Source organism: Mucilaginibacter agri (assembly GCF_009928685.1).
GTDB classification, from domain to species: Bacteria; Bacteroidota; Bacteroidia; order Sphingobacteriales; family Sphingobacteriaceae; genus Mucilaginibacter; species Mucilaginibacter agri.
This window is the reverse complement of record NZ_WWEO01000045.1, coordinates 161,661-185,944: the sequence shown is the minus strand read 5'-3', so window position 1 is coordinate 185,944 and position 24,284 is coordinate 161,661. Positions and strand designations below refer to the sequence as shown.

The following is a 24,284-nucleotide window of genomic DNA, read 5'->3' as shown; positions in this document are numbered from 1 at the left end:
CTGCCGAAAACCATGAAACAGCTTTTTAATACTTACAAGCCCCATTACAGGGACAACCTCCGGCTGGCTATTCCGGTGGTGATCTCACAATTGGGCCATATACTGGTGCAAACTTCCGATAGTATTATTGTAGGCCACTTTGCTGGTACTGTGGCACTTGCTGCCGTGTCATTGGTGAGCAGCATGTTCATGATCATTATGGTAATAGGCCTGGGCCTTTCCTATGGCTTAACACCACTTATAGCCCAGCAAAATGGCAAAGGCGACTACCCGGAGTGCGGCCGGCTGCTTTCCAATAGTTTACTGGTAAATATGATAAGCGGCGTGGTGCTGTTTATAGCTATTTATTTTGGCGCGGTATTGATGCTTGGGCATTTAGATCAATCACCTGATGTGGTTGCGCAGGCCAAACCGTTTCTATTGTTACTTGGTCTGTCGGTTATCCCAATGCTTTTCTTTAACACCTTTAAACAATTTGCCGAGGGTTTAGGCTTTACCAAACAGGCCATGTACATATCCATTGGCGGTAATGTGCTCAACATTATATTAGGTATCACTTTCGTAAAAGGATTGTTCGGCATTCACCCTATGGGCGTGCGTGGCGTGGGTTACAGCACGTTGATAGACCGTACCATGATGGCCACCATCATGTCGATCTATGTTTTACGCTCGTCTAAATTTAAGGCGTATATAAAAGGCTTTGCGCTCGAAAGCATTAACTGGCTTCGTGTTAAGCAGATCTTTAAAATTGGTGCACCCGTTGCCATGCAATATACTTTTGAAGTAAGTGCCTTTGGCGGTGCCGCTATTATTATTGGCACCATGGGTGCTGTACCACAAGCAGCTCACCAGATAGCCATAAACCTGGCATCCATAACGTATATGATGGCTAGCGGTATTTCGGCGGCAGCGGCTATTAAATCGGGCAATTACTTTGGCGCAAAACGATTTCACGATCTCCGGCATTCGGCCATTGCGAGCTACCATGTGGTGTTGGTTTTTATGGCAATTACGGCTATTATGTTTATGGTGTGTAACCAATGGCTACCTTGGGCATATACCTCAGATGAACGTGTGATAGCTATAGCATCGCAGCTATTAATCATGGCTGCTTTGTTTCAGTTATTTGATGGCACGCAGGTTATCGGCCTCGGTGTATTACGCGGTATGGGCGATGTAAACGTGCCCACCATTATTACCTTTTTAGCTTATTGGGTAGTTGGTATCCCTATTGGTTATCTACTTGGCCTGCACCTGCACATGGGTGTAATTGGCGTTTGGATTGGTTTGGTATTAGGGTTGATCACCGCTTCTATTCTGCTATTTTTACGATTTAGCTCGATTAGTAAACGCCATGCACACCAACCCCTTAAAGGGGAAATAGCTAGTGATTAGACAGAGCGGTTGAATTCCCTCCCTCCGGAAGGGGTGCGGCCTGCTTGTATTGTGGAAGGGAGGAGTTTCGTCGCAATCAAATCACAGCCCCCCCTCCCTACGCCCTCCCAAGGGAGGGAATCGCACGCCCCCGAGCTTCCTCATAGTCAACAGGCTATTATCAACTATATTTCATAACACTATCTTAGCAATACCAATTAAACATTAATGACCAAGCTCATCAATAAAACTGCATTAGTGACCGGAGCCGAATCCGGAATAGGCAAAGCCATTGCCATTGAATTTGCGCTTAATGGGGCCGACGTTATTATTACCTATTTAAATGATGAAGCGGCTGCCCAGGAAACCTTGCTAAGTATTAAAGAAGCCGGGCGTAACGGGATTATAGTTCAGGCCGATGTAAGCGATCTTAAATCGGTTGAACACTTATTTGAAACAGCACTTTGCCATTTCCCTCAAATTGATATCCTGGTTAACAGCGCGGGAGTGCGAAGTACAGACAAATACATCGATCAACTTAGCTTCGAAGAATTTGAACATACGATAAAAACCAACCTATTTGGCGTTTTTCTATGCTGTCAAAATTTTGTTAAACATCGCTTGCAACAGGGCGGGATTGGCCGGATTATCAATATCACATCTATTCACGAGGAGGTGGTTAGTCCGGGCAAAACTGACTATTGTGCTTCTAAAGCAGCCGTTGGCGGATTGAGCCGTGCATTGGCAATGGAGCTGGCCGATAAACAGATCACCGTTAATAACATCGCTCCCGGTATGATCTTGACTCAAATGAACCAAAAAGCCGTTGAGGATCTCGACTACCGCAAAGAATTAGAGCAACGTATCCCGGCAAAAACATCAGGAACACCTTTAGATGTCGCCAAGGCAGCCGTCTTTTTGGCCTCGGATGATGCTGCTTACATTACAGGTACAACTCAAATAGTTGATGGAGGTTTGCGCTTGAACCGAGCGCCAGGAGCGCGATAGCATAAAGAAGTCTTACAGTTATCTACTTTCCAAGTAATTAACTTACAATTAATTATTCTTACTATATTTATGATACCCAATTAACCTATCCAAGGTTATCATGAAGACTCTTTGCATTTTCTTACTGTGCTTATTACTAGGTGACTGTGCAGTCGCTCAACAGAAAGTTTACGGCAAGGTAACAGATTCGACAGACCATGCTCCGTTGCCTGGTACCACTCTAACAATAAAGGGTACAAAAATTGGCACGCAAAGCGACCTAAACGGAGACTATACCCTAATAATTCCAGATTCGATATTTAAGTCCACATTTGAGATCGTCGCAAATTTTGTAGGATATACATCTACAAGTTTTAAATTAAATCCACTGGATAAAAATTTCAGTAATTTATTAAATATCCGTTTAGCGGGCATTTCTGCTGGAGCTAATGATGTAGTTGTTGTAGGATATGGCTATAGGGACTCTTCGAAGGCTACCTCAGCTCATGATCGGCCAAAACCATCAGCCAGGCCTTCGATACAAGATGACATTCCTATTTTTCCGTGGCCACCGCCAGATTTCTCCGCCAGGCAGGTATTGAAAGCCCAATATTTTAAATCGGCAAAAAAGCTTAGCGACTATGACAAGATCTTGACACAAGCACTTGATGATTTAAATTACACAGATCCTTCTTATTTTTATATCCCTAACGGATTTGCGTTAGTTACCAGAATAGAGCAAATACAAACGAACGGGCAAACTTTACCGCCACCATATAGATGGAGCGCTAAAACCAGCATCTGGCCTCCGTTATCGTGGAAATCATACTTTAAATCACTTTTCTTCCCCAACCCTGGCTTTTTCAGAATCATCGTATTTGCAGTAACGGATAGTGCATTTACGAGCTCTGGAAAACAGATATCTAAAGATGATGCAACCAAATGGTTAAATGCAGGCCTTAATAAATTACCGAGCGTTATCGGTAACTTAACGGCAACCCCCGGTTACAATTGTACGGTGTTGATTTATGAGTTTCAGAAAGAGGAGTCATCTGATGCAAAACTTCTTTTGCCAAGCCCAATTACCGGGGCAGACCATTTAGAGAAATCGAAAATTACTGCAAAACTAAATGGCCATAGCAATGAATAAATGGTTGGCCCAGCGAAAATTGTCCGTTCTTTGGTTTGCAAATTCGGGGATCATCATCCTGCTATTTGTTTTTTTTACAATCGTAAACCGTTTTGGCAGCCATAACGATACTGCCTGGGAATGGCTTACGGCTAATATCGTGCCTACCTTAACCTTAATGATTGGAACATTTGCAAATTCCGATAGCCGAACCAATGCCGATGTATTTATTGAAAAATTTTATTATCGTTTAGCCCTTACTGTTTCCGCCTTCTACTTTCTGTTAATGTACCTCACGATATTGATGGCACCAATTGCTTTCTCACTAATTAATATTTCAATGGTGGATCTTTTAACCAATTCGAAGATATATTTTAACGTATCGCAGGGAGTGGTTACACTGGTGCTTGGGTTGTTCTTTACCAAAAAAGGTACAGAATCTGAGTAAATCTGATTTTGTTCTGCGCCCCGAAATACCGATACAAATTTCATTCTAAATTTCCGCTGATGAAACTTTGACAGCGAAAAAGACTATTCTGACACATCATTTTAAAGGCGTTCTCCTTAAAAATAAAGATCGTTTGCTACTCGGTAAGTATTGCAATGCGCCTCAACAATGTCTCTGATATCCGTTGAATAGCCACCTCCCATGCTTACCTGTACAGGTATGTTGTGGAGCTTACATTGCGATAGCACAAACTGATCGCGGGCCTTACAATCGGCTATCGAGACTTTGAGTTTGCCAAGCTTGTCCGTCGCCAGGATGTCCACGCCCGAGAGGTAAAATATAAAATCGGGTTTCTGCTCCGTTATGAGTTTTGGTAGCGTTTCTGTGAGGATTTTTAAAAAAGTTTCGCCGTCGGTATCATCTGCCAAGGGCACATCCAAATCCGACCGCTCCTTGCGGAACGGAAAATTCTTATCGCCGTGCATGCTAAAAGTAAATACGGCGGGGGTATGTTCAAATATCTCTGCCGTACCGTTACCCTGGTGTACATCCAGATCAATAATGAGAATTGATTTGGCCAAGCCCTTTTTTAAAAGATAGTTGGCCGCTATGGCCTGGTCGTTCAAGAGGCAAAAACCTTCGCCCCAATTGCTACCGGCATGGTGCGTCCCTCCTGCCACGTTAAAGGCAATCCCGTATTCCATAGCGTAATGGCAACCGTCGATAGTGCCCTGCGCAATCCTAAGTTCGCGCTCTACCAACCTCGCCGATAAAGGAAAACCTATTCGTCGTTGCTCTTTAGGTGGCAACGTGAGGTCGCGGAGCTGTTCCCAATATGCGCGATCGTGTGTCCATAAAACGATCTCCTCTGATACCGGTTGGGGCGAAAATAAATTGTCTGGTGTGATTACGCCTTCGTGCAATAACTGCCCTGGTATCAACTCATATTTCAGCATGGGGAAACGGTGTCCCTCCGGCAAAGGATGGGCGTATATCGGGTCGAACGCGATCTTTAGCATCAGGTTTTAACCACTGTTTTTACAGCTGCCAAAAGGTGTCTGGCTGCGTGGTAAACGTCTTCAAAACTATTGTATAGTGGTACGGGACTGAGGCGGATAACGTCGGGTTCGCGCCAGTCGCCAATCACACCCTGGCTTACAAGATAGTCAAATATTGCTTTGCCACCGCTCTTACAAATCAGCGATAATTGACTGCCCCGTTTGTGCTTATTGGATGGAGTAATAATCTTAAATTGCTCATATCCAATAAACTCGTTAACTTGATTAATCAAATACTCGAGGTAGCCCGTTAGCTGAATACTTTTCTTGTTTAATGCAGATACACTGCCCGCCTGCTCAAATATTTGCAACGAAGCATGCAAGGAAGCCATTAGTAAAATTGGGCTGGTGCTTACCTGCCAACCCTCTGCCCCACGCTCGGGTTGAAAGCCGGGCGTCATTTTAAAACGCTCATCGAGCTTGTACCCCCACCAGCCGGCGAAGCGATTAAGGGTTGCGTCGTTATGATGTTTCTCGTGCACAAAGATTCCGCTTATCCCACCCGGACCCGAGTTCATGTATTTGTAAGAACACCAGCAGGCGAAATCTGCCCCCCATTCATGCAATTGCAAAGGCACGTTTCCGGCAGCATGTGCCAGGTCGAAACCTACTATGGCCCCTGCCGTGTGTCCCGCTTCAGCTATTGCTTTCAGGTCGAAAAACTGACCGGTGTAATAGTTGATGCCACCAAAAAGCACAAGGGCAAGTTCATCGGCATCGGCGTTGATCTGCGCGATAATATCTTCTGTACGTAAAGTGTATTCTCCTTCACGTGGGAAAATCTCTATAACGGCATCGGCTGGATCAAATCCATGAAATTTAACCTGGCTCTCAACCGCGTATTGGTCTGAAGGAAAAGCGCCGCCCTCCATCAGTATCTTAAAGCGCTTTACGTTTGGTTTATAAAAACTCACCATCAGCAAATGCAAGTTGACGGTTAGCGAATTCATCACCGTTATCTCGCTCCCCTTTGCGCCTACAATCTTAGCCAGCGGACCGACTAATTTGCGATGATATGGTAGCCAAGGTTCTTCACCGTCAAACCACCCTTCTACCCCCAGGTTTCTCCATGATGCCAGCTGCCCCGCTATCATCGTCTCCGTACTTTTAGGTTGAAGCCCTAATGAATTACCGCACAGATATATAGCATTCTGTCCGGCATACTGCGGAAGATAAAATTGATCGCGGAAACTATGGAACTGGTCATTGGCATCCAACGATTGTGCAAACTCAAGCGTGTTTTCAAAATTCATTGGGTCAATATTACAAAAAAGGCAGATTTTCATCTGCCTCCATTTTTATAAATCTAGTTCCTTGTGTTCGTCCTTGTCAAATTTTTCGCCCTTGATGACGGCCTTGAGTCGTTTAAACAAAATCTCGATCTGACTTTTGCTCGTATCCCAATATTCGGCATGGTCGGTATCCACCTTAATCAAAATCAGTTGCGGGTCGTCGATTCCCTTCGGGAAAAAGAATTTCAGTTCCGGATTCCAAAGTTTAATGATCTTCTCACGATCGTCTGATAGATAAACATCCCCTGTTACGCTAACGTAAGTGTTGTTAGGCACATCGGCATATGTTACCGATACTTTATTGTCGATAGACACCTCCGTAACCTTCGTAGAAAATTCGTTGGTGTAGAACCACAGGTTACCGTCAACATCCAGCTGAGCGGTACCCATCGGGCGGCTGTGAAAACCCTGCGTGGTGCTGTAAGTAGTGAACATTCCGGTTTTGATCTTACTGATCATTCCCCGCAAACGTTCAATATTTTCAAGCCTTTTTAATTCGTATTCGTATTCCATAGGTGATTGTATTACTTACTTATACAACCACCAATATTTACTTTTAGTTTAAAAAATTATTTATTAGGCTTACTTACGAATTTGTTGCCCTTAACATAAAATCGATACGGTAGCAAGGCATCATCCCCGGCATAATCTACTCCTACCCGTGGCACAGCCGCTACTTCGTCGTCAGTAAAAGAAAGACCCTGATCTTCAAGCCATAGCGTGTCGCTTTGCAGGCTAATGGCATTAATCTTTCTCGAAATACCTAATGCCTTGGCAACTGAACCGGGACCCGAAGTAATCGTTGGTTTTATAACTGCCATGTTACGACGATACTGCATAATATCCAACCCTACCGTTGGGTTTATGGCCCTGATAAGAATAGCCTGTGGTCGGCCTTCTACCGAGCTTACAATGTTCAGCATTTCATGAATACCGTAGCAGAGATACACATAGGCTACGCCTCCCTGCATGTACATGGTTTGCGTGCGGTGTGTCAAACGGTTCCCGTAAGCGTGTGAAGCTTTGTCTACCACACCATTGTAGGCTTCTGTTTCTACAATATAACCGCCTGTTATCTGGCCGTCAAAACGAGTAAATAGATACTTGCCAAGCAGGTCGCGACTAAGCGCAACAACATCGTTGTTAAGGTAGTACGATTCAGGAAGGATCATTTTTCGAGCACCTCCTTTAACCATCCGTTTATCTCTTTTGCCTTATCAAAAACCATAATATGAGTGCCCCCGTTTACAATTGCAGTATTACTGATCTTTTTATAATTAAACACCAGATCCCTATTACCGGTAATTTGATAAACATTGGGAAGCACAGTTTTGCTTTTCCAATTCAAAACAGCATTCATAGCCCACTTAACAAAAACGGGCGATGAATTCTCCAGCATTGATCTAAATAGCAACTCATCATCTTTAGCCATCTGACCAAATATGGGTTTAATAAATACGCCTAGGGGAGCAAATGATTTATTAGGGATCAGTTTGTAAAGCGTTACTTTTTTAAAGAATCCAAAATACCACGGGGCTTCATCACTAGTTTTTATGCTCGAAATCAGGATCGCTTTACTCAGCTTAACTTGCTTGGCAATCTCTATGGTAATCATGCCACCTAACGATACGCCTACTACTGCGTCGCCGGCCTGAATATCATATTGGTCGATCAGTTTGCCAGCGTAGGTTGCTAAAGTATCTTCCGGCTCGGGTTCTATCCAGTGGACATAAATTACATCATGCCCCGATAACTCGATGTTCTTAAACAAACGATAGTCGGCACCCAATCCGGCGATCAGAAAGATCTTAGCCATTAAAATTTACAAGCTTTACAATCTGCTCCAGATATTTAGCATCGGTTTCATTAAACTGGTCAAGGTCTTCACTATCCACATCTAACACACCCCAAACCTGTCCGTCTTTAAATAAAGGCACAACAATTTCTGAGCGCGATAACGAACTGCAGGCGATATGTCCGGGAAACGCATCAACATCTGGAACAACCAGGGTTTTTTCCTCGGCCCACGAGGCACCGCAAACACCTTTGCCTTTGGCAATACGTGTACAGGCAACCGGCCCTTGAAACGGCCCTAAAACAAGTTCGCCTTGCTTTACCAGATAGAAGCCTACCCAAAACCATTTAAACTGTTCTTTAAGTGCTGCAGACACGTTTGCAAGATTTGCAACCAGGTCGGTTTCGCCGAACAATAATCCCTCAATTTGTGGAATGAGCGATTGGTATTGCTCCGCCTTATCTGTAGTATCTAAAATTTTTAAATCCTCTGCCATTTGACAAAAGTATAACACTATTCCGGTAGTTTAATAAGGTAAATATCATATTTAATGGCTTACTTCGCTATCCAATGCTTACCAGTTTAACCATCATACGCTATAAAAAACCGTTTATTCCATTAGCCTTGCTGGCTATGGCTGTACACCGCTTGCCCCTATTATTACAGAAGGGTTGTAGCTTTTGGAAGCTGCTTGGAAGTGGCAGAAATGGCACTTTTGATCTTAAGCCCGACTGGCAGCAATGGGGCCTTCTGGCCGTATGGGATTCGCAGGAGGATTTCGACCGGTTCTATAAAAAATCATTTGTTGCCCACTGGTGGAAAATGTTTGCCAGCGAGGGCTGGACCATACTTTGCGAACCTATACAAAGCCACGGTAAATGGGATGGCAAACAACCATTTGGCAGCCCAAACATTATGGATTATAATGGACCAGTTGCGGTTTTAACTCGTGCCACTATTCGCACCCGAAGGTTGAAGAATTTTTGGTCGCACGTAGACGACGTGGCTAACATTATGGCTTCGGCGAAGGGCTATATAACTTCCATTGGGATTGGCGAAGCACCGATTTACAGACAGGCCACATTTTCTATATGGGAAAGCGTGGATGATGTCAAAGCATTTGCATATGGTTCACGTGAGCATGCCGAAGTGATCAAAAAAACACGAAGCGAGGACTGGTATAGTGAAGAACTTTTTGCCCGGTTTAAACCCATTGCATCATTTGGGACACTGCAGGGGGCTGATCCTTTAAAAGGAATACTTAATTTTGTTGCATCATGAGAATTATCGCCGAATTGCCACACCCCGACTTCAAAATATCTATCCTGAGTATGAACCAAAAGTTTATCATCAAGATAGAAAAAGGTGTATACGAACAAACCTACAAATTACCTGAAGTTGATTTGACTGACGGTGTAAACAGCGTTTTTGAACTTTTAGACGAAGCGTTTCTAAAAACAGTTGGGGAACGTTTTCAAGCCATGAGCAAAGATTTTAAAGACAGCTACTTTCGCTATAACTACTAGACCGGCAGTAGATCGCAGTACCAAAAACCTGATATTTTAGGCGCCAATTGCGATGATACACAACTATCATCTACGTCTTTAGGTGCTTGATACTCTTTAAAAACCTTTTCGCCTAATTGATACTTAATTTCCTCTTTAAATATCGGGCCTTTGAAGGCATAGGTATGAAATTCGCCGTTCTCGCCACATACGTCAACGTCTTCGGGCAATACTTTTATTAACTCACGGCTAATCTCCTTCCCTACAAATTCTCCCAAACGTTCTTGCGTACAGGCTATTACCGTACCGAAGCTGAGATCAAGAAATTCGTTGATCAGCTCCTGGGTGTTACGTTTCCACAAGGGATATATGCCGGTCATTCCTATTTCCGCCAATCGGGCGTCACGATAATCGCGGAGGTCTTGCAAAAAGATATCGCCGAAAATAGAATGCGTTATACCTTCCTCTTTAAACCGGGTTAAATGCGTTCGCATCGTATCGTCATAAGCAGACATGGTGGGCATTTCTGGTAAACGGATCTGGTACAACGGAATCCCGATATTCTCAGCTTGTTTCAGTACTAATGCTTCGCGGACACCATGCATCGAGATACGGTTTACCGCGTCATTAATTGTTGTAACCAAGTATTTGATCTCCAGTTCAGGATCTTTAAGCGCATAATATAGCGCAAGCGAACTATCTTTTCCACCGCTCCAATTAAAAATGCATTGCTTCCTATTAGTCATTTGTTGCGGCTAGTAATTGTTCAACTAATGCGGGCACACCTTCAGTGGCCTTAGCATTAATCTTAATAAGATTGCTTAACGATACATCAGGAATTACAGGATCAACAATATACTTCGGGGTTTTTCTTGGCACATAGTTAATTAGTCCAGCGGCTGGATAAACTGCTAAAGACGATCCAACCAATATGAAGATATCTGCTGCATGGCAAATCTCCGCAGCGGGCTCTATCATAGGCACCGCTTCGCCAAACCATACCACATGCGCGCGTAATGGCGAGCCAAGTTCACAAACTTCGTCCATACCCAACTCCCAACCATCAATCGGATAGGTAAGCTTTGGGTTTATACTCGATTGAGAGCGCGTAATAATGCCGTGTAAATGCAATACATTGGTAGCTCCTCCCCGCTCATGCAAGTCGTCAATATTCTGGGTAATAATGGTTACATCAAACTTTTCTTCCAATTTAGCAAGTGCATAGTGAGCCGCATTGGGTTTAGCTTCTAATACAGACTTACGGCGCTGATTATAAAAATCCTGCACAAGGGCTGGATTACGTTGCCAGGCTTCGGGGGTGGCCACTTCGGCTATATCGTACCCTTCCCAAAGGCCATCGCTGTCGCGAAAGGTTTTTAGTCCGCTTTCGGCGCTGATACCTGCGCCGGTTAGCACTACCAGTTTTTGTTTCATCAATATAATTCCATAAAAAAAGCGATGATTGCTCATCGCTTTAAATTTATTTATCGTTTATATTAAGCGGCTACCGGTTCGCGGTTGCTGCGTAAAAATGTATACTTTCTTTTGGCGAGTTCAAAACCACCAAAAAGGATAGCACCGAAAACGGCATCACCTAAAATCATATTTTTTTCGAACGGAATGGCGGCAACTAACGATTGAAAATAGCCGTTAATCCCTTTGGCATAAGTAGTTCCGTTTAACCATGGGTCGATATCGGTAAGCAACCAATGGATAGCAACGCCAGCCAAAGAGGCCAATACAATATTACCTACGCTAACCTTTTTAATAAGGCTGCCTAAAAATACTATCGCAAAAAAGCTGATATACATCCAGATAGCACCGCTATACCAAACTAATAGCTGTGAAGTGTACAGGTAGTTAATAATAACATCGCTCACAAAAAGCGCAGCAAATGGCACCAGATAAGCCTTCCATTTATCGTTAAAATAAACGCCACCAAAAAGTGCTATTGCACCAACTGGTGTAAAGTTACTTAGTACGGGAAATTTATAGCTCACCAAACGCATTGCTGCCGCAGCAACTATCATGAGAATTAGCACTATGTTTCTGATATTGATTTTTTGTTGTGACGACATTATTAACTATTAACGGTAAACAAAATTACTGATTAATATGATGAAAAGGAAACTACTAATTAAACTGATATTTGGCCCCCGCCATAAAATTAAAACGGCGGGTATTGTAACCGTACCAGTCAAAATACTTTTCATCCAAAATATTTTTCAGGTCGCAGAACAAGGTTAAATTTTTAACCGGGCTAACTTGTACATGCGCATCAAGCAGGTTGTAGTGTTTCAGGGTAACAATTTGTGACGGGTATACCGTAAAATCGTTATCTCTTCTATCGCCTGTGTATTTGTAGTTAAGGCCAACAGAAACCGTTTTGATGATCTGATAATTTACATTAGCGCCGTAAGTATTTTTAGGTCTGCGATACAAATTATGCGTTTCTACGCCATTGGCATCATATTGTTTACCAACTACGTAGGCAGCATAAGCAGATGCTGTCAACTGATCAATCTTTAGGTTTAGCTCACTTTCAAATCCCTTATCTTTTTGCTTATTGGCATTTATGTAATAGCTCGCAAAAGTGTTCGGATCAGTGTAGAAAGCAAGTACGTCCTTAATATCTCGTTTGTAAAAAACAGTATTAAACGATAATACATCTTTAATGATACCCAAGTCGAAACCAGCCTCTAAAGAAAGGTTAGTTTTTTCCGGTTTTAAGTTGATATTACCGTATTCAGAATAAAGTTGATATAGTGATGGTGCTTTATAAGCTGATGCCACAGTACCAAACACTTTCAATCTATCGAACAATAATACTGAGGGATTAAAAGTATAAGTAAAATTGTCGCCATACTTATTGTGGTGATTGTAGCGGCCGCCTAATTCGGCGTGGAAAATTCCGGAGTTGAAAAATAATGATCCGTAAGCGCTTCCGATAGCGGTATGTGCAGTATCAGCCGAAACTTGTGAAGGACCTGGAGCGTAACCGGTGGTGCTATAATCACTATACTGCTTAGTGTTGCTGTACTTATAATCAACGCCACTGGTCAGGTCGAGGTACTTGTTAAATTTATAGGTAAAGATACCCTCTACATTAGTAATCCGGCCAATGTTACTCGTTAACTGATAGGTGTCGAAGTTATCCGATGGCAAGTTTTTAAATTCATTCCAAACATTATTTTGGCTAACATTTACGTTGATGGCTCCTTTATCTAATTGATAGCGGCCACCGATGCCACCAAATAAATAAGTGCGTTTGTAGGTATAATCCTTATCGTCAACAAAAGCATCGTAATCGTTATCACCAGTGTTGTGGGTTAGTTGCAGGTTTCCGTTCAAGGTAAATCTCGAGGAAACCTCCTGGGTAAGGTTTAAACTACCCGAACGTTGATGAAAAGCATCGTTATCAAAGGTACCCGTGCCTAACTGATCATTAGCAACAGAAAAACCTTTAGAGTCGGTATTAGATAAATTTAAAGCAATACCGGTTTTGTTTAGTTTACCATTTAAGCCAATAGCTTCTTTAAAAGTATTGTAGCTACCACCTGCAAATTGAGCATTGGCTTTTAAGCCTTGTTGTTGTGGGTGTTTGGTAAAAATATTAATAACCCCGGCAACAGCGTCTGATCCGTACAGGGTAGATCCGCTTCCTTTTAAAATTTCGATATGGTCTATCTGGTCAATTGGAAAAGCATTCAGATCATAATTGCCAGCAATAGACGAAGCATCATTAGCCGGAAAACCATCGATCAATATCAAAGTATTACCCGCAGATGCACCACGAAGGTAAATGTCTGAACTTTGCCCCTGCACGTTTTCGGCACCCGAGAACATGATTCCCGGTACTGTGTTTAACAACTCAGGCAATGTTTTGCCTTGCGAACGGCTGATTTCGGCAGCGGTAATGGTGGTTACTACCCTACCGATGTCTGAAAGTTTTTTTGGTGAGCGCGATGCAGTGATCACTACATCTTTAAGCGTGCGTGTGGTGTCTTGAGCCTGTACCTTTAATGTTGGTAACAGCATCGGAGCAAGCGCCAGGCCTGCAACAGTTTTTAAGTAATTTTTTTTCAATGTTGTTGTGAGTTTAAACCCACAGCATACCGAAAATGAAGAGAACAGAATGGAAATACGCCCAAAGCGACATTTTCATCCAAGCTTCAATCCCCGAAAGCTATGAATAATTAATGCTCTTTGGCAGGTATTCTGACTTGCTCCCCTCCGTTTGGCCTTCCCATTCTGGCAAAACAGAACAGTGACCTATAGTTAAACATTGGTTACAGAGCTTACAGCTGCGGGACAGTCCCGGAATTACACCGGGTTCCCTTTTAATCTGATACCCACCGTGGGCGCCAGAACCTAAAAGCGTTGCAAAAGTAATATTTGTTGTCAAATATTAGATATTTGGCGGCAACAAAAAAGGCCTTATGTTTTCACATAAGGCCTTTTAATATTTATACCGAAGTATTAAGCTACAACTTCTTCAGAATCTGTTGAAGTTTCTGCTTTAGGTGCTTTTGGAGCTTTAGCTGCTTTTGGAGCTGCTGGTGCTTCTTCAGCTACTTCTGCTTTAGGTGCTTTTTTTGCTTTTGGCTCAGCTGCTGCTTTAGGCGCAGGTGCTGCTACCTCTGCAACTGGAGCTGCCTCGAAAGGCAATACTGAAACGTAAGAACGGTTATCAGCTTTTTTACGGAACACAACGTGACCGTCTACTAAAGCGAATAATGTATGGTCTTTACCAATACCTACGTTTTTATCTGGATTGTGTCTGGTACCACGTTGACGAACGATGATGTTACCTGCGATTGCTGGCTGACCACCGAAAATTTTGATACCTAAACGTTTACTATGCGACTCACGACCGTTCTTCGAACTACCGGCCCCTTTTTTATGTGCCATTTCTAATGTCTTTTTTTAGGGTGAAACCTTTAATTATAATGTAATACCAGTAATTTCAATCTTAGTGAACTGCTGGCGGTGACCATTTTTCTTTTTGTAACCTTTTCTTCTTTTCTTTTTGAAGACGATCACTTTATCACCTTTAACATGAGACACGATCTTAGCTGAAACTTTAGCTTTAGATAAATCAGCGCCAAGCTTAAATTTACCTTCGTTTTCAGCCAATAATACTTGGTCAAATTCAATACTAGCGCCTTCATCTCCTTGCAAGCGGTGTACAAAGATCTGCTGGTCTTTTGCAACTTTAAATTGCTGTCCGGCTATACTTACTATTGCGTACATTGGGTTAATATTATTTTGTTTAAAAATTCGAGGTGCAAATATAGGCATTACCTTTCATAAATGCAATGCTGCCTCGTTATTATTTCGCCTGATGAACTTCGGCCTCATCCAATACCTTCTGGATTTCTTTAATCAGCCTTTGATTGGCGTCCTTTAGTGATGGGTCGCCATCGAAGCCATCATCGTAGATCACGGTTTTGCTTTTCTTGTCGTAATTAAACTGGATCAGGTAGCGCGGTGAAACTACTTTCATCGTATCCTTGCGCAGTTCCTGCTCCGGAAAATTCCAGAACCCTAAATCGGATGCCTTGCGGTGAAGATATAACAACTCGTCTTTGCTCAGGCGCAGGTTTCTTTTAACCAAACGGCCGTCGCGGGTTTTGTATTCGTAATCGCCGGTTTTAGAATTGTATTGGTTTACCAGGCTATCCCCTTTTCCATATTTAAACACGATAGATTTAAATTCAGAAAATTTATACGGTGCATTTTTAACCATCATACCATAGTAATACAGGCAATACACCAAAAACGGCACAACCACAGTTGCAGCAAGGAAAATCTTTTTAGAACGATTAGACATTAGTTATTTGTTATTCAATTACGAGTTTGTAAAACTTGTCATGCTGAGGCACTCGAAGCATCATCGCATAGCAAACCGCCTGCAAAGTTAATAAGATAGTTTAGAGATTAGTTTATTCCTGTAATGATGACAATAAAATTAAAGTAGCGTTACAAGTCCTCCACCAATACTTCTTTCTCCTCTCCTAACTCTCCTTCCCATTTACTTACCACCGCAGTAGCCATAGCATTGCCCAATACATTGGTGGCCGAGCGGCCCATGTCTAACAACGGGTCTATACCTATTAACAAAGCTAAACCGGCTTCTGGGATACCGAAGGTGGCAATAGTGCCTGCTATAACCACTAATGATGCACGAGGCACGCCCGCTACACCCTTACTGGTAAGCATCAGGATAAGCAGCATAGATAATTGCTGAGAGAAAGCCAGGTGAATGCCGTACGATTGGGCCAGAAACAGCGATGCAAAAGTCATATACATCATAGAACCATCAAGGTTAAACGAGTAACCTAGCGGCAGTACAAAGCTCACGATCTTATTATTACAACCGAAACGTTCTAATTCTACCAAAACGCGCGGATAAGCCGCCTCGCTGGTTGAGGTGCTGAACGCTACCAATATGGCATCTTTAATATTGTTAACCAACCGAAAAGCCCTTGTACGCAACACCATAAAGCCCGCCAATATAATTACCAACCAGAGCAAAAGAAGCGAAAAATAAAATTCGCTTATAAATATAGCATAGGTAGAAAGTACGCCCACGCCTTGTTTGGCTATTACCACAGTGATGGCCCCGAACACAGCAATTGGCGCCAATTTCATTACGTAACCAGTAATTTTTAATATTACATGCGCAAAGGCATCCATAGCTTTAATCACTACATCGCCTTTCTCGCCGATAGCACCTGTTGCTACCCCAAAGAACAGCGCAAACACCACAATCTGCAAAATTTCATTATTGGCCATAGCCTCAATAAAGCTTTTGGGGAAAACGTGACCGATAAAGTCGCGCAGTGATAAGGCAGCTTTTTTAACATCGGTGCCTAAATGACTATCCGGCAATGGTAAATGCATAGCTTTGCCGGGCTCAAAAAGGTTAACCAATATCATACCTAACAGTAATGACACCAGCGTAGCACTTAAAAACCATAACATAGTTTTGCCACCGATCCGACCCACCGAGGCTACATCTCCTACTTTCGCTACGCCAACAACCAAGGTGGTAAATACCAACGGCGCAACCACCATTTTTATAAGGCGTAAAAATATATCGCTTAAAACACTAAAGCCGGTTAATTTGTCTTCCCGTAAGGTGTCGTTTGTTTTGCGTTCGGTAACCTGTGCGGCACGTTGCTGTTTAAGGGTTTTAAATTCGGCAACGGTGGTATCTTTCATTTCAACAATGCGGGTATCAATGGCTTTTATCTGCACATCGGCCGCACTAATGTTATCATTTATTTTATCTATTACCTTTACGTTATAAATGTATCCGGTAATAACGCCGGCAACAAGGGCAATAAAGATAAATAAGGTAAGTTTATTCTTGGTCATGCAATATGATTAAACGGCGAAGCTACAATTTATTAATATTTTGGTGAAATTTAAGCTTGAATGAGTATCAACACATACGGATTAAAGGAGATTAAGGCTGAATTAAAGCATTTAAGCACCACCCAACTGGCCGATTTGTGCCTGCGGATGGTAAAGTATAAGAAAGAAAACAAGGAGCTTTTAGGGTATTTGCTTTTCGAAGCGCATGATCAGGATGCTTTTATAGCTAGTGTAAAAGGCGAAGCGGGAATGATGTTTAGTCAGCTAAGCGGCCCGAGTTACCAAATGGCCAAAGGCATCCGCAAAATATTGCGCCTTGTTAATAAGCATATTAAGTTTACGGGATCTAAACAAGCCGAGGTAGAATTGCTGCTTCAGTTTTGTAAAGACTATTTGGATTATGCCGACCGCCGCGGCAATTATAAGCCGTTGCAACAAATTTTAATACGCCAGTTTACTAAAATTAAGGCAGCAATTGGTAAATTGCAGGAAGATTTACAGTTTGATTACCAGCAGGAATATAACGACCTGGTGATGGATGCCGACAAAAAACTAAGCTGGATTAGGAAGTCAGAATTTTTAATGTAACATCCGGATCAGATTGAGGTCTAAACCTTAAACTAAACAATTACGCGTGGCCGATAAAGAAGCTGACTTCAAGCGAATATTTGAAGCTAACTCTAAAAAAATATACCATTTGTGTTATGGTTACACGGGCGATGATGATGCCGCCAACGACCTTTTACAGGATACCTTCTTAAAAGTTTGGCAAAACCTGGATAAGTTTCGTAACCAGGCCCAAATATCAACATGGATCTATCGTATTGCGGTTAACACCTGCCTTACTTACCTGCGCTCGGAAAAGCGGCAGGCCAAAGACGAACTGACACCCCAGCTTGCAGAAACCCGGCGTGAAGAACTGTCGGAGAAAAACGAGCAGGTGGCTTTGCTGTATAAGTGTATTTCGAAATTAGAAGAAACAGAAAGAATTATAATAACGATGGTGCTGGATGAAATGCCCTACCCGGAAATTGCAGATATTTCGGGTATATCTGAGGGGAACCTGCGGGTGAAAATTTATAGAATAAAACAAAAATTAACAGACTTATACAACCACTATGAAAGACTTTGAACATTTGATGTCGGTTTGGCAGGGACAGCCAGCCAACGATCAGCTTTCTGTGGATGAGGTACTGAAGCAGGTTAAGAAGGGCATAACCAACATTACGGCCAAGCTATATTGGGGTATTGTAGCCATGATAGCGCTTACCGTTTACACATTTGTAGTGCTGTTCTTTTTTACCTTCAAACTTTGGGAAACCTATGCCGGCATAAGCGTAATGTTTATTACCATGCTGTTATATTTATTTCTGATACTAAGGCATTACCGTATACTCCATAAACGCGATTTAACGGTTAGCCCTACCGAGTATCTGAACACGTTAAAAGAATACCAAAAGCAACGAACTACGCTTGCAGGTTGGTTTTACTATATTTTTGTTATGCTGATTAGTTTGGGTTTGGCGCTTTATCTCTTTGAGGTACTGGAACATGCTTCGCCTATTAAAAAGTATACTACCTATAGCTTAACCATTGTATGGATTTTGTTCTGTACCTTCTATCTTAAACGCCGGATATTTAAAAGCGAAGAAGAAAAATTGAACCTGATGATTGAGCGCTTACAGCGTTTGGAGACTCAATTTGAGTAAGCATCTTATTTTTCCCGTTGTCATTCAGAGCGACAGCGAAGAATTTTCTCCAATTAGCATTGCGACTTGCTTGGTTTAGAAGATCCTTCGCTGTCGCTCTGGATGACAAAATCCTACGAATGAGTATCAACATTAAACAAATCGGACTATCCGATGTCCAGATCTTACTTAACGTGAGCCGTGATATGTTCTTCACGGCTTTCGCTCATCTCAACACTCCGGATGATATGGCCGCCTATGCATCCAAATCTTTCACTATTGAAACGTTAAGCGAAGAACTCGCTAATCCAGATTCGTATTTCTATTTCGCTTATTTAAATGATGAGATAGCCGGCTATCTTAAACTCAACTACAACAAAGCACAAACCGAATTTCAAGACCCCGAGGCTTTAGAAATAGAACGTATTTATGTCGACAGCCGTTTCCAGAATCAACAGATCGGCAAACAACTGGTACAATTTGCTATTGATAAAGCCGCAACAGAAAATCTCACTTATATCTGGCTTGGCGTTTGGGATGCAAATGATAAAGCCATTCGTTTTTATGAACGCCATGGCTTTGAAATTTTTGGCAGCCACGATTTTATGTTAGGGAGCGATAAGCAGACGGATTTGTTAATGAAGAAACCCCTCCTAGCTTCTCTAAAGGGGAGGGATTCCATTAGATTGTCTGTATAAAGCCCTCTCCTCCGGAGAGGGTTGGGAGAGGTCACTCAATTTCCACAACTTTCAAATGCATCTCTTTAACAGACTCGCCCATGCGTTTAATAAACAAATAATTTGCAGAGCCTCCAATAATAGCACCTACTACTGGCACTAAACGTTCGGCGGTTTTGGTGCCGATGTTAAGAAGCAATTTTTCAGCTACCTCTTCCATAATGGTTTTGGTTACCGTAATACCGGTATCTACTTTTAGTGAAGTGGCGATAATTTTAATAAACTCGTCGAAGGTTATCCGGTAGTCGCCACGATGGTAATAGTTAATGGCCAGCGTGACTCTAAATTGCTGAGTAATCAAATTGATCATATCCAACGGAACACCAACCAACATGGTAGAAATACCACCCGCACCCGTCACCACACCCGATCCGGCTGCCAGTAAGGCGCATTGGTTAATAAACTTATCAAGCCCCAAGTGATCAACCCCTCGTTTGATGCCTAATTGATCTATCTGGTTAAATATTTTCTCAAAGCCGCCTTTAGATAAACGTTCAAAATTCACTTTCAGACCTGCTTTTGCCTTATTCAGATTTATTTTCGGTAATGATATGTTACGCATCGATGTATAATTATTATCTATAACAGCACTATTATCGTGCCATGTTTCGGCCTCTGCCAATCCGTTAAAAACTAACAAATTCGAAATCTCAATTCCGAAATCCGAAATCCTCGCTATATTGGCAGTATGAATAAAGGTCTGCTTTTTACCCTGTGCATCGCCCTAACCTCGGCAACTACCTTTGCACAAAAAGTTCAAAAATTAAACGACTATTTTCCGGCGCCCAATGTTTGGCAGCAAAAAACCCCTTCACAAGCCGGGCTTGATGAAGGCGCTATTCAAAGGGCGGTGAGTTTTGCGCTGGCCAACGAAGCCAAATCATCGCGCGATGGTGTAATATCGCAATACCAAAGCTTCGGCAAGGAGCCCATGAGCGAAGCTTTAGGCCCGCTTATCGAGCGTGCAGCACCAACAGGATTGATCATCTATAAAGGCTACGTGGTGGCCCAATGGGGCGACCCAAACAAGGTTGATATTGTAAATAGTGTATCTAAAAGCTTTCTATCTACGGTTATCGGCGTGGCGGTAGACCGCGGCTTAATCCGTAGTACAGCTGACACAGTTTCTGGTTATGTACCATTTGTGGAACTATACAATCCGGGCAGCAGTAATGGTTCCGAAAGCAATCAGAACGATATTATTTATCCATTTTCTTCGGCCCATAATCGCAAACTAACATGGGAAGTAATGCTACGCCAAACCAGCGACTGGGAAGGAACACTATGGGGCAAGCCAGATTGGGCCGACCGTCCGCAAGGAGATATAGACGAATATAAAAAACGCAAACGCGATGAGCCCGGTACTTTTTGGAAATATAACGATGTGCGCGTAAACGCCCTTGCCCTTGCTGCGACCAATGTATGGCGCAGGCCTTTACCAGAAGTGCTTAAAGAAACTATTATGGATCCCATTGGTGCTTCGACAACCTGGCGCTGGTATGGTTACCGCAATTCGTGGATTGTGTTGGATGGCTCGCCAGTACAATCCGTAAGCGGCGGCGGTCACTGGGGCGGCGGGATGTTTATGAATGCTTACGATATGGCACGTTTCGGACTGCTTACCCTACATTCGGGTAACTGGAAAGGCCGTCAATTAATCAGCAAACAATGGGTTGATCAGGCCCTTACTCCTACCACAGCCAATACTGGCTACGGTTACATGAACTGGTTCTTAAATACTGACAAAAAACTGCTGCCTTCTGCCTCCGACAAAGTTTGGGTACACATTGGCAACGGCACTAACATGATCTACTGTGACACCGAACACGACCTCATTATCGTGGCTCGTTGGATAGATAATAAAGCTTTGGACGGCTTGGTGGGCGGGGTGCTTAAGGCAATAGTGCAATAGCCCCCTAAAGGGGAGAAAAAGGCCAAAAGGTGATAATCAAGAGAAAAGATAGGTAAACTTCTGTTTCCCCTTTAGAGAGCTAGGGGCTATGCGTTTGCCAGAAACGGATTAAAATTTCTCGTTCCTATTTCCATACCAGAGGCCCGGCACACGGTTTTGTCGCCGTACTTGAAGTTAATAGTGTCCATTGCCTGGTATAGCTTAATCTGTTCTTCGTTATCATCAAATAGGTTAATCTGGTTGCTGCCGGTAGTCAGCTGACTAAGCTTTACGCCAATTAACCGCACCTTTTTATTTTTACTCCAAGCCTTTTTTAATAGATTTTTAATGCCGGGAATCAGGATATGCTCGGCAGCAGTAAGGCTGATCTTCTCTTGCAGCGTATGCGTTTCAAAATCGTTATAGCGTATTTTAACAGCCATACAGCCTACAATCTTGCCTTCCTTGCGCAGCTTAAAAGCAAGTTCCTCAGTCATGGATACTAATATGGTTTCTAGGGTGCGCATATCAGCAGTATCAGCATCAAAGGTATGCTCTGTTGATATGGATTTACGGTCGCCATGAGGTGTAATTTCGCTGGTATCTATACCTCGCGCCTTATTCCATATATATAGTCCCGCCCTACCGAATACCGTTTCTAGGAAACGCAATTCTACCTTTTGCAAGTCGCCTATTTTTTCAATGCCGTAACTGTAAAGCTTCTCGCAGGTTTTGGCCCCTAGCATGGGGATTTTACGGATGGGCAAGGGTGCCATAAATTCCATTTCTGTGCCGTGTTCTATAAAGATTTGCCCATTGGGTTTTGCCTGATTAGTGGCCATCTTAGCAACCGTTTTGGTAGAGGCCATTCCGAAGGAAATGGGCAGCTCTGTTTCGCGCATAATGCGGTGGCGCAAGTCGGTGGCAAATTTGTAGGGGTTATGGAAACGTTCCATACCACTCAAATCGATATAGAACTCATCTACAGAGGTTTTCTGATACAAGGGCACTGTTTCATCAATAATCTGTGTAACCTCGCGCGATGCTTCGCCATAGCGGCCGTGAGAGCCCCGTACCAATATAGCATGCGGGCAAAGTTTTAGTGCCTGTCGCGTTGGCATGGCAGAGTGTACCCCAAACGACCTGGCTTCGTAACTACACGAAGCCACTACACCTCTATCTGCCGAACCGCCTATAATAACCGGCTTACCAATAAGCGAGGGATTAAACTTCCGTTCTACAGAAACGAAAAACGAATCGAGGTCGATATGAACTATATACCGTTTTTGAACCACTTTACAAATGTGGAAAAATTAATGTAAAATTACTAATATTTTTAGCATTTTTGTTTATCAAATTTCATCGTTATGACGAGTTATATGGACTATATGTTGCTGCTCCGGCCCGATGAGCTGGTTTGTGCAGAAATTAACGGCTATAAAAAGTTCGCCGCCGGTTTAGTTGGCAAATATCCTTCTATGGGCTCAACGGCACATATTTCTATAGCACAATATACCCGCAAAAAAGCCTACATCATGCGGCCCGCTTTAGATACACTCCAGCCTAAGTTTAAAAGTATGCCTGCTGTAAGTTTGCAAATCAATAACTTTAAATTCTTTGTACACAAAAACAATACGTATACCATTTATGCAGCTATCGAGGCGACTTATCAAAGCGATAACTGGTTTACTACCCTGGGCCGGCATTTGCGTATCAGCAAAAGCCAGATCACCCCGCATATAACTATTGCCCGCTCCATTAACGAAAACAGTTTTTACAGGCTATGGCCGCACTTTAAGTATATTACTTTCCGCCAGCGATTTACGGTGAATAGCCTGACTGTATTGGAGCGCGAAACCTTAAATAGCCAGTCGAAATGGGCCATTTATCACGATTATGTATTTGAGCAAAAAATAGCAGATATATTGACCCCGGCTTAAATTTATCGCCCTCATTTTCAGCCATTCAATCAATAATCGCATAATTCCTTCTCAGAACTTGATAATTTTTCTACTTTTGTGGCGGGTAAGTCTTTTACGACCAGCTCCTCTTGAACTCCCCCAGGGTGGGAACGCAGCAAGGGTAGAGGGTTGTAGCGGTGCGATAAAAGTAGCTTACCCATTTTTTTCTTTTTAATTGGTTAACATGCCCGTTAACAGTTAAGATCCTCTTCATCCGGTCAAAATTTATTGACAAAAAAGCTTTCAATACCTATTTCAAATCTTAATTTCGCGCAGAAGTTTAGCGCATTACCATTTGTTAGGCTTTTAAATCTGAACATAATTAACAAATCAACAAATTAGACATATGAAGTTTTTCATTGATACCGCAAACCTGGCACAGATTCAGGAAGCACATGATCTTGGAGTTTTAGATGGTGTAACCACCAATCCGTCATTAATGGCTAAAGAAGGCATTACCGGGCAGGATAATGTTATTAAACACTACTTGGCTATCTGCGACATTGTAGGAGATTTGCCGGTTAGCGCTGAAGTTATTGCTACTACTTATGATGAGATCATTGCCGAAGGCGAAGCCCTGGCAAAACTTCACTCAAGCATTGTGGTTAAAGTACCAATGATAAAAGATGGTGTAAAAGCCATTAAATACTTTACTCAAAACGGAATCAAAACCAACTGTACATTGGTATTCTCTGCTGGTCAGGCTTTATTGGCTGCCAAAGCAGGTGCTACTTATGTATCTCCTTTTGTTGGTCGTTTAGATGATATCTCTACAGACGGTTTACAACTGATTGAAGATATTCGTTTAATTTTTGACAACTACGCTTACGAAACCCAGATTCTGGCTGCTTCGGTACGTACCCCTATGCACATCATTAACTGTGCTAAAATGGGTTCTGATGTAATTACTGCTCCCCTATCTGCAATTACTGCATTATTAAAACACCCTTTAACCGATAGCGGTTTGGCTACTTTCTTGGCCGACCATGCTAAAGCTGCCGGTAAATAATATTTACTAAACATTATATCCATTTTA

Annotated in this window: 29 protein-coding genes, 1 other RNA gene and 1 riboswitch; of the genes, 14 read left to right on the top strand and 16 right to left on the bottom strand. The window is 42.6% G+C overall.

Going from position 1 to position 24,284, the window contains the following annotated elements; all coding sequences use genetic code 11:
- Positions 1 to 12: 12 nt before the first annotated feature.
- From GSY63_RS20930 to GSY63_RS20915, 4 genes are all read left to right on the top strand, one after another.
- Positions 13 to 1,395 carry an MATE family efflux transporter gene (locus GSY63_RS20930; protein WP_166587805.1) on the top strand — a complete coding sequence of 461 codons (1,383 nt, stop codon included), beginning with the start codon at positions 13 to 15 and terminating at the stop codon, positions 1,393 to 1,395.
- A gap of 207 nt (positions 1,396 to 1,602) precedes the next feature.
- A complete protein-coding gene (locus GSY63_RS20925; RefSeq protein ID WP_166587804.1) occupies positions 1,603 to 2,382 on the top strand; it encodes an SDR family NAD(P)-dependent oxidoreductase in 780 nt (259 codons plus the stop codon).
- A 100-nt stretch (positions 2,383 to 2,482) separates the two neighbouring features.
- Positions 2,483 to 3,511 carry a carboxypeptidase-like regulatory domain-containing protein gene (locus GSY63_RS20920; protein ID WP_166587803.1) on the top strand — a complete coding sequence of 343 codons (1,029 nt, stop codon included), beginning with the start codon at positions 2,483 to 2,485 and terminating at the stop codon, positions 3,509 to 3,511.
- Positions 3,504 to 3,938: a hypothetical protein gene (locus GSY63_RS20915; RefSeq protein ID WP_208094627.1), complete on the top strand. Its 435-nt coding sequence runs from the start codon at positions 3,504 to 3,506 to the stop codon at positions 3,936 to 3,938. Before GSY63_RS20920 ends, GSY63_RS20915 begins: the two co-directional genes overlap by 8 nt.
- A 116-nt stretch (positions 3,939 to 4,054) precedes the next feature.
- Here the strand turns inward: GSY63_RS20915 and GSY63_RS20910 are convergent, their stop codons facing one another.
- Genes GSY63_RS20910 through GSY63_RS20885 form a run of 6 tightly spaced genes read right to left on the bottom strand, consistent with a single transcriptional unit; the run spans position 4,055 to position 8,579 of the window.
- Entirely contained in the window at positions 4,055 to 4,957 is a 903-nt protein-coding gene (locus GSY63_RS20910) for a histone deacetylase family protein (protein WP_166587801.1), read from the bottom strand.
- Positions 4,957 to 6,249 carry a kynureninase gene (gene kynU, locus GSY63_RS20905; RefSeq protein ID WP_166587800.1) on the bottom strand — a complete coding sequence of 431 codons (1,293 nt, stop codon included), beginning with the start codon at positions 6,247 to 6,249 and terminating at the stop codon, positions 4,957 to 4,959. Before kynU ends, GSY63_RS20910 begins: the two co-directional genes overlap by 1 nt.
- Before the next feature lie 45 nt (positions 6,250 to 6,294).
- Entirely contained in the window at positions 6,295 to 6,801 is a 507-nt protein-coding gene (locus GSY63_RS20900; protein ID WP_166587799.1) for a pyridoxamine 5'-phosphate oxidase family protein, read from the bottom strand.
- Positions 6,802 to 6,857: 56 nt separating this feature from the next.
- Positions 6,858 to 7,460, bottom strand: a complete 603-nt coding sequence (locus tag GSY63_RS20895; protein ID WP_166587798.1) for a DNA-3-methyladenine glycosylase — start codon at positions 7,458 to 7,460, stop codon at positions 6,858 to 6,860.
- Positions 7,457 to 8,104 carry an alpha/beta hydrolase gene (locus GSY63_RS20890; protein WP_166587797.1) on the bottom strand — a complete coding sequence of 216 codons (648 nt, stop codon included), beginning with the start codon at positions 8,102 to 8,104 and terminating at the stop codon, positions 7,457 to 7,459. Before GSY63_RS20890 ends, GSY63_RS20895 begins: the two co-directional genes overlap by 4 nt.
- Complete coding sequence (locus GSY63_RS20885) at positions 8,097 to 8,579, bottom strand: GAF domain-containing protein (RefSeq protein WP_166587796.1); 483 nt, start codon at positions 8,577 to 8,579, stop codon at positions 8,097 to 8,099. The genes GSY63_RS20890 and GSY63_RS20885 overlap by 8 nt, the downstream gene beginning before the upstream one ends.
- Before the next feature lie 74 nt (positions 8,580 to 8,653).
- Between GSY63_RS20885 and GSY63_RS20880 the strand changes: the two genes are divergently transcribed.
- Together GSY63_RS20880 and GSY63_RS20875 are read left to right on the top strand one after the other, a co-directional pair.
- Entirely contained in the window at positions 8,654 to 9,364 is a 711-nt protein-coding gene (locus GSY63_RS20880) for a DUF3291 domain-containing protein (RefSeq protein ID WP_166587795.1), read from the top strand.
- A complete protein-coding gene (locus GSY63_RS20875) occupies positions 9,361 to 9,609 on the top strand; it encodes a hypothetical protein (protein ID WP_166587794.1) in 249 nt (82 codons plus the stop codon). Before GSY63_RS20880 ends, GSY63_RS20875 begins: the two co-directional genes overlap by 4 nt.
- Here the strand turns inward: GSY63_RS20875 and GSY63_RS20870 are convergent.
- The 8 genes from GSY63_RS20870 to GSY63_RS20835 all read right to left on the bottom strand — a co-directional run bounded on the left by GSY63_RS20870 (position 9,606) and on the right by GSY63_RS20835 (position 16,971).
- The gene (locus GSY63_RS20870) at positions 9,606 to 10,334 is read right to left on the bottom strand and encodes a Dph6-related ATP pyrophosphatase (RefSeq protein WP_166587793.1); all 729 of its coding nucleotides are present in this window, start codon (positions 10,332 to 10,334) and stop codon (positions 9,606 to 9,608) included. The genes GSY63_RS20875 and GSY63_RS20870 overlap by 4 nt on opposite strands.
- Positions 10,327 to 11,022, bottom strand: a complete 696-nt coding sequence (locus GSY63_RS20865) for an SIR2 family NAD-dependent protein deacylase (protein WP_166587792.1) — start codon at positions 11,020 to 11,022, stop codon at positions 10,327 to 10,329. Before GSY63_RS20865 ends, GSY63_RS20870 begins: the two co-directional genes overlap by 8 nt.
- Positions 11,023 to 11,084: 62 nt before the next feature.
- Positions 11,085 to 11,666: a DUF6580 family putative transport protein gene (locus tag GSY63_RS20860; protein WP_166587791.1), complete on the bottom strand. Its 582-nt coding sequence runs from the start codon at positions 11,664 to 11,666 to the stop codon at positions 11,085 to 11,087.
- A gap of 55 nt (positions 11,667 to 11,721) precedes the next feature.
- The gene (locus tag GSY63_RS20855; RefSeq protein WP_166587790.1) at positions 11,722 to 13,674 is read right to left on the bottom strand and encodes a TonB-dependent receptor plug domain-containing protein; all 1,953 of its coding nucleotides are present in this window, start codon (positions 13,672 to 13,674) and stop codon (positions 11,722 to 11,724) included.
- 105 nt (positions 13,675 to 13,779) lie between these two features.
- A riboswitch (cobalamin riboswitch) is annotated at positions 13,780 to 13,978 on the bottom strand.
- An 89-nt stretch (positions 13,979 to 14,067) separates the two neighbouring features.
- On the bottom strand, positions 14,068 to 14,499 hold the full coding sequence (gene rpmA, locus GSY63_RS20850; RefSeq protein WP_166587789.1) for a 50S ribosomal protein L27: 432 nt from the start codon (positions 14,497 to 14,499) through the stop codon (positions 14,068 to 14,070).
- Positions 14,500 to 14,532: 33 nt separating this feature from the next.
- Complete coding sequence (rplU, locus tag GSY63_RS20845; protein WP_166587788.1) at positions 14,533 to 14,841, bottom strand: 50S ribosomal protein L21; 309 nt, start codon at positions 14,839 to 14,841, stop codon at positions 14,533 to 14,535.
- A gap of 79 nt (positions 14,842 to 14,920) precedes the next feature.
- A complete protein-coding gene (locus GSY63_RS20840) occupies positions 14,921 to 15,421 on the bottom strand; it encodes a hypothetical protein (protein ID WP_166587787.1) in 501 nt (166 codons plus the stop codon).
- A gap of 149 nt (positions 15,422 to 15,570) precedes the next feature.
- On the bottom strand, positions 15,571 to 16,971 hold the full coding sequence (locus GSY63_RS20835) for a dicarboxylate/amino acid:cation symporter (protein ID WP_166587786.1): 1,401 nt from the start codon (positions 16,969 to 16,971) through the stop codon (positions 15,571 to 15,573).
- 60 nt (positions 16,972 to 17,031) lie between these two features.
- Between GSY63_RS20835 and GSY63_RS20830 the strand changes: the two genes are divergently transcribed.
- The 4 genes from GSY63_RS20830 to GSY63_RS20815 all read left to right on the top strand — a co-directional run bounded on the left by GSY63_RS20830 (position 17,032) and on the right by GSY63_RS20815 (position 19,357).
- A complete protein-coding gene (locus GSY63_RS20830) occupies positions 17,032 to 17,559 on the top strand; it encodes a hypothetical protein (protein WP_166587785.1) in 528 nt (175 codons plus the stop codon).
- A 46-nt stretch (positions 17,560 to 17,605) separates the two neighbouring features.
- Positions 17,606 to 18,103, top strand: a complete 498-nt coding sequence (locus tag GSY63_RS20825; RefSeq protein WP_166587784.1) for an RNA polymerase sigma factor — start codon at positions 17,606 to 17,608, stop codon at positions 18,101 to 18,103.
- The gene (locus tag GSY63_RS20820) at positions 18,090 to 18,680 is read left to right on the top strand and encodes a hypothetical protein (protein WP_166587783.1); all 591 of its coding nucleotides are present in this window, start codon (positions 18,090 to 18,092) and stop codon (positions 18,678 to 18,680) included. The genes GSY63_RS20825 and GSY63_RS20820 overlap by 14 nt, the downstream gene beginning before the upstream one ends.
- A 119-nt stretch (positions 18,681 to 18,799) precedes the next feature.
- Positions 18,800 to 19,357 carry a GNAT family N-acetyltransferase gene (locus tag GSY63_RS20815; RefSeq protein WP_166587782.1) on the top strand — a complete coding sequence of 186 codons (558 nt, stop codon included), beginning with the start codon at positions 18,800 to 18,802 and terminating at the stop codon, positions 19,355 to 19,357.
- Between the two features lie 31 nt (positions 19,358 to 19,388).
- On the opposite strand, the gene GSY63_RS20810 is transcribed toward GSY63_RS20815, so the two are convergent.
- Positions 19,389 to 20,018, bottom strand: coding sequence for an EcsC family protein (locus GSY63_RS20810; RefSeq protein ID WP_243749292.1), 630 nt, complete (start codon positions 20,016 to 20,018; stop codon positions 19,389 to 19,391).
- A 66-nt stretch (positions 20,019 to 20,084) separates the two neighbouring features.
- Between GSY63_RS20810 and GSY63_RS20805 the strand changes: the two genes are divergently transcribed.
- On the top strand, positions 20,085 to 21,308 hold the full coding sequence (locus GSY63_RS20805) for a serine hydrolase domain-containing protein (protein ID WP_166587781.1): 1,224 nt from the start codon (positions 20,085 to 20,087) through the stop codon (positions 21,306 to 21,308).
- 86 nt (positions 21,309 to 21,394) lie between these two features.
- Here the strand turns inward: GSY63_RS20805 and dinB are convergent, their stop codons facing one another.
- Positions 21,395 to 22,582, bottom strand: a complete 1,188-nt coding sequence (gene dinB, locus GSY63_RS20800; RefSeq protein WP_166587780.1) for a DNA polymerase IV — start codon at positions 22,580 to 22,582, stop codon at positions 21,395 to 21,397.
- Between the two features lie 72 nt (positions 22,583 to 22,654).
- Here dinB and GSY63_RS20795 point away from each other — a divergent pair, with 72 nt between their 5' ends.
- The 3 genes from GSY63_RS20795 to fsa all read left to right on the top strand — a co-directional run bounded on the left by GSY63_RS20795 (position 22,655) and on the right by fsa (position 24,257).
- Entirely contained in the window at positions 22,655 to 23,227 is a 573-nt protein-coding gene (locus tag GSY63_RS20795; protein ID WP_166587779.1) for a 2'-5' RNA ligase family protein, read from the top strand.
- A gap of 83 nt (positions 23,228 to 23,310) precedes the next feature.
- Positions 23,311 to 23,410, top strand: an RNA gene (ffs, locus tag GSY63_RS20790) — signal recognition particle sRNA small type.
- 184 nt (positions 23,411 to 23,594) lie between these two features.
- On the top strand, positions 23,595 to 24,257 hold the full coding sequence (gene fsa / locus GSY63_RS20785; protein ID WP_166587778.1) for a fructose-6-phosphate aldolase: 663 nt from the start codon (positions 23,595 to 23,597) through the stop codon (positions 24,255 to 24,257).
- The last annotated feature ends 27 nt before the right edge of the window (positions 24,258 to 24,284 follow it).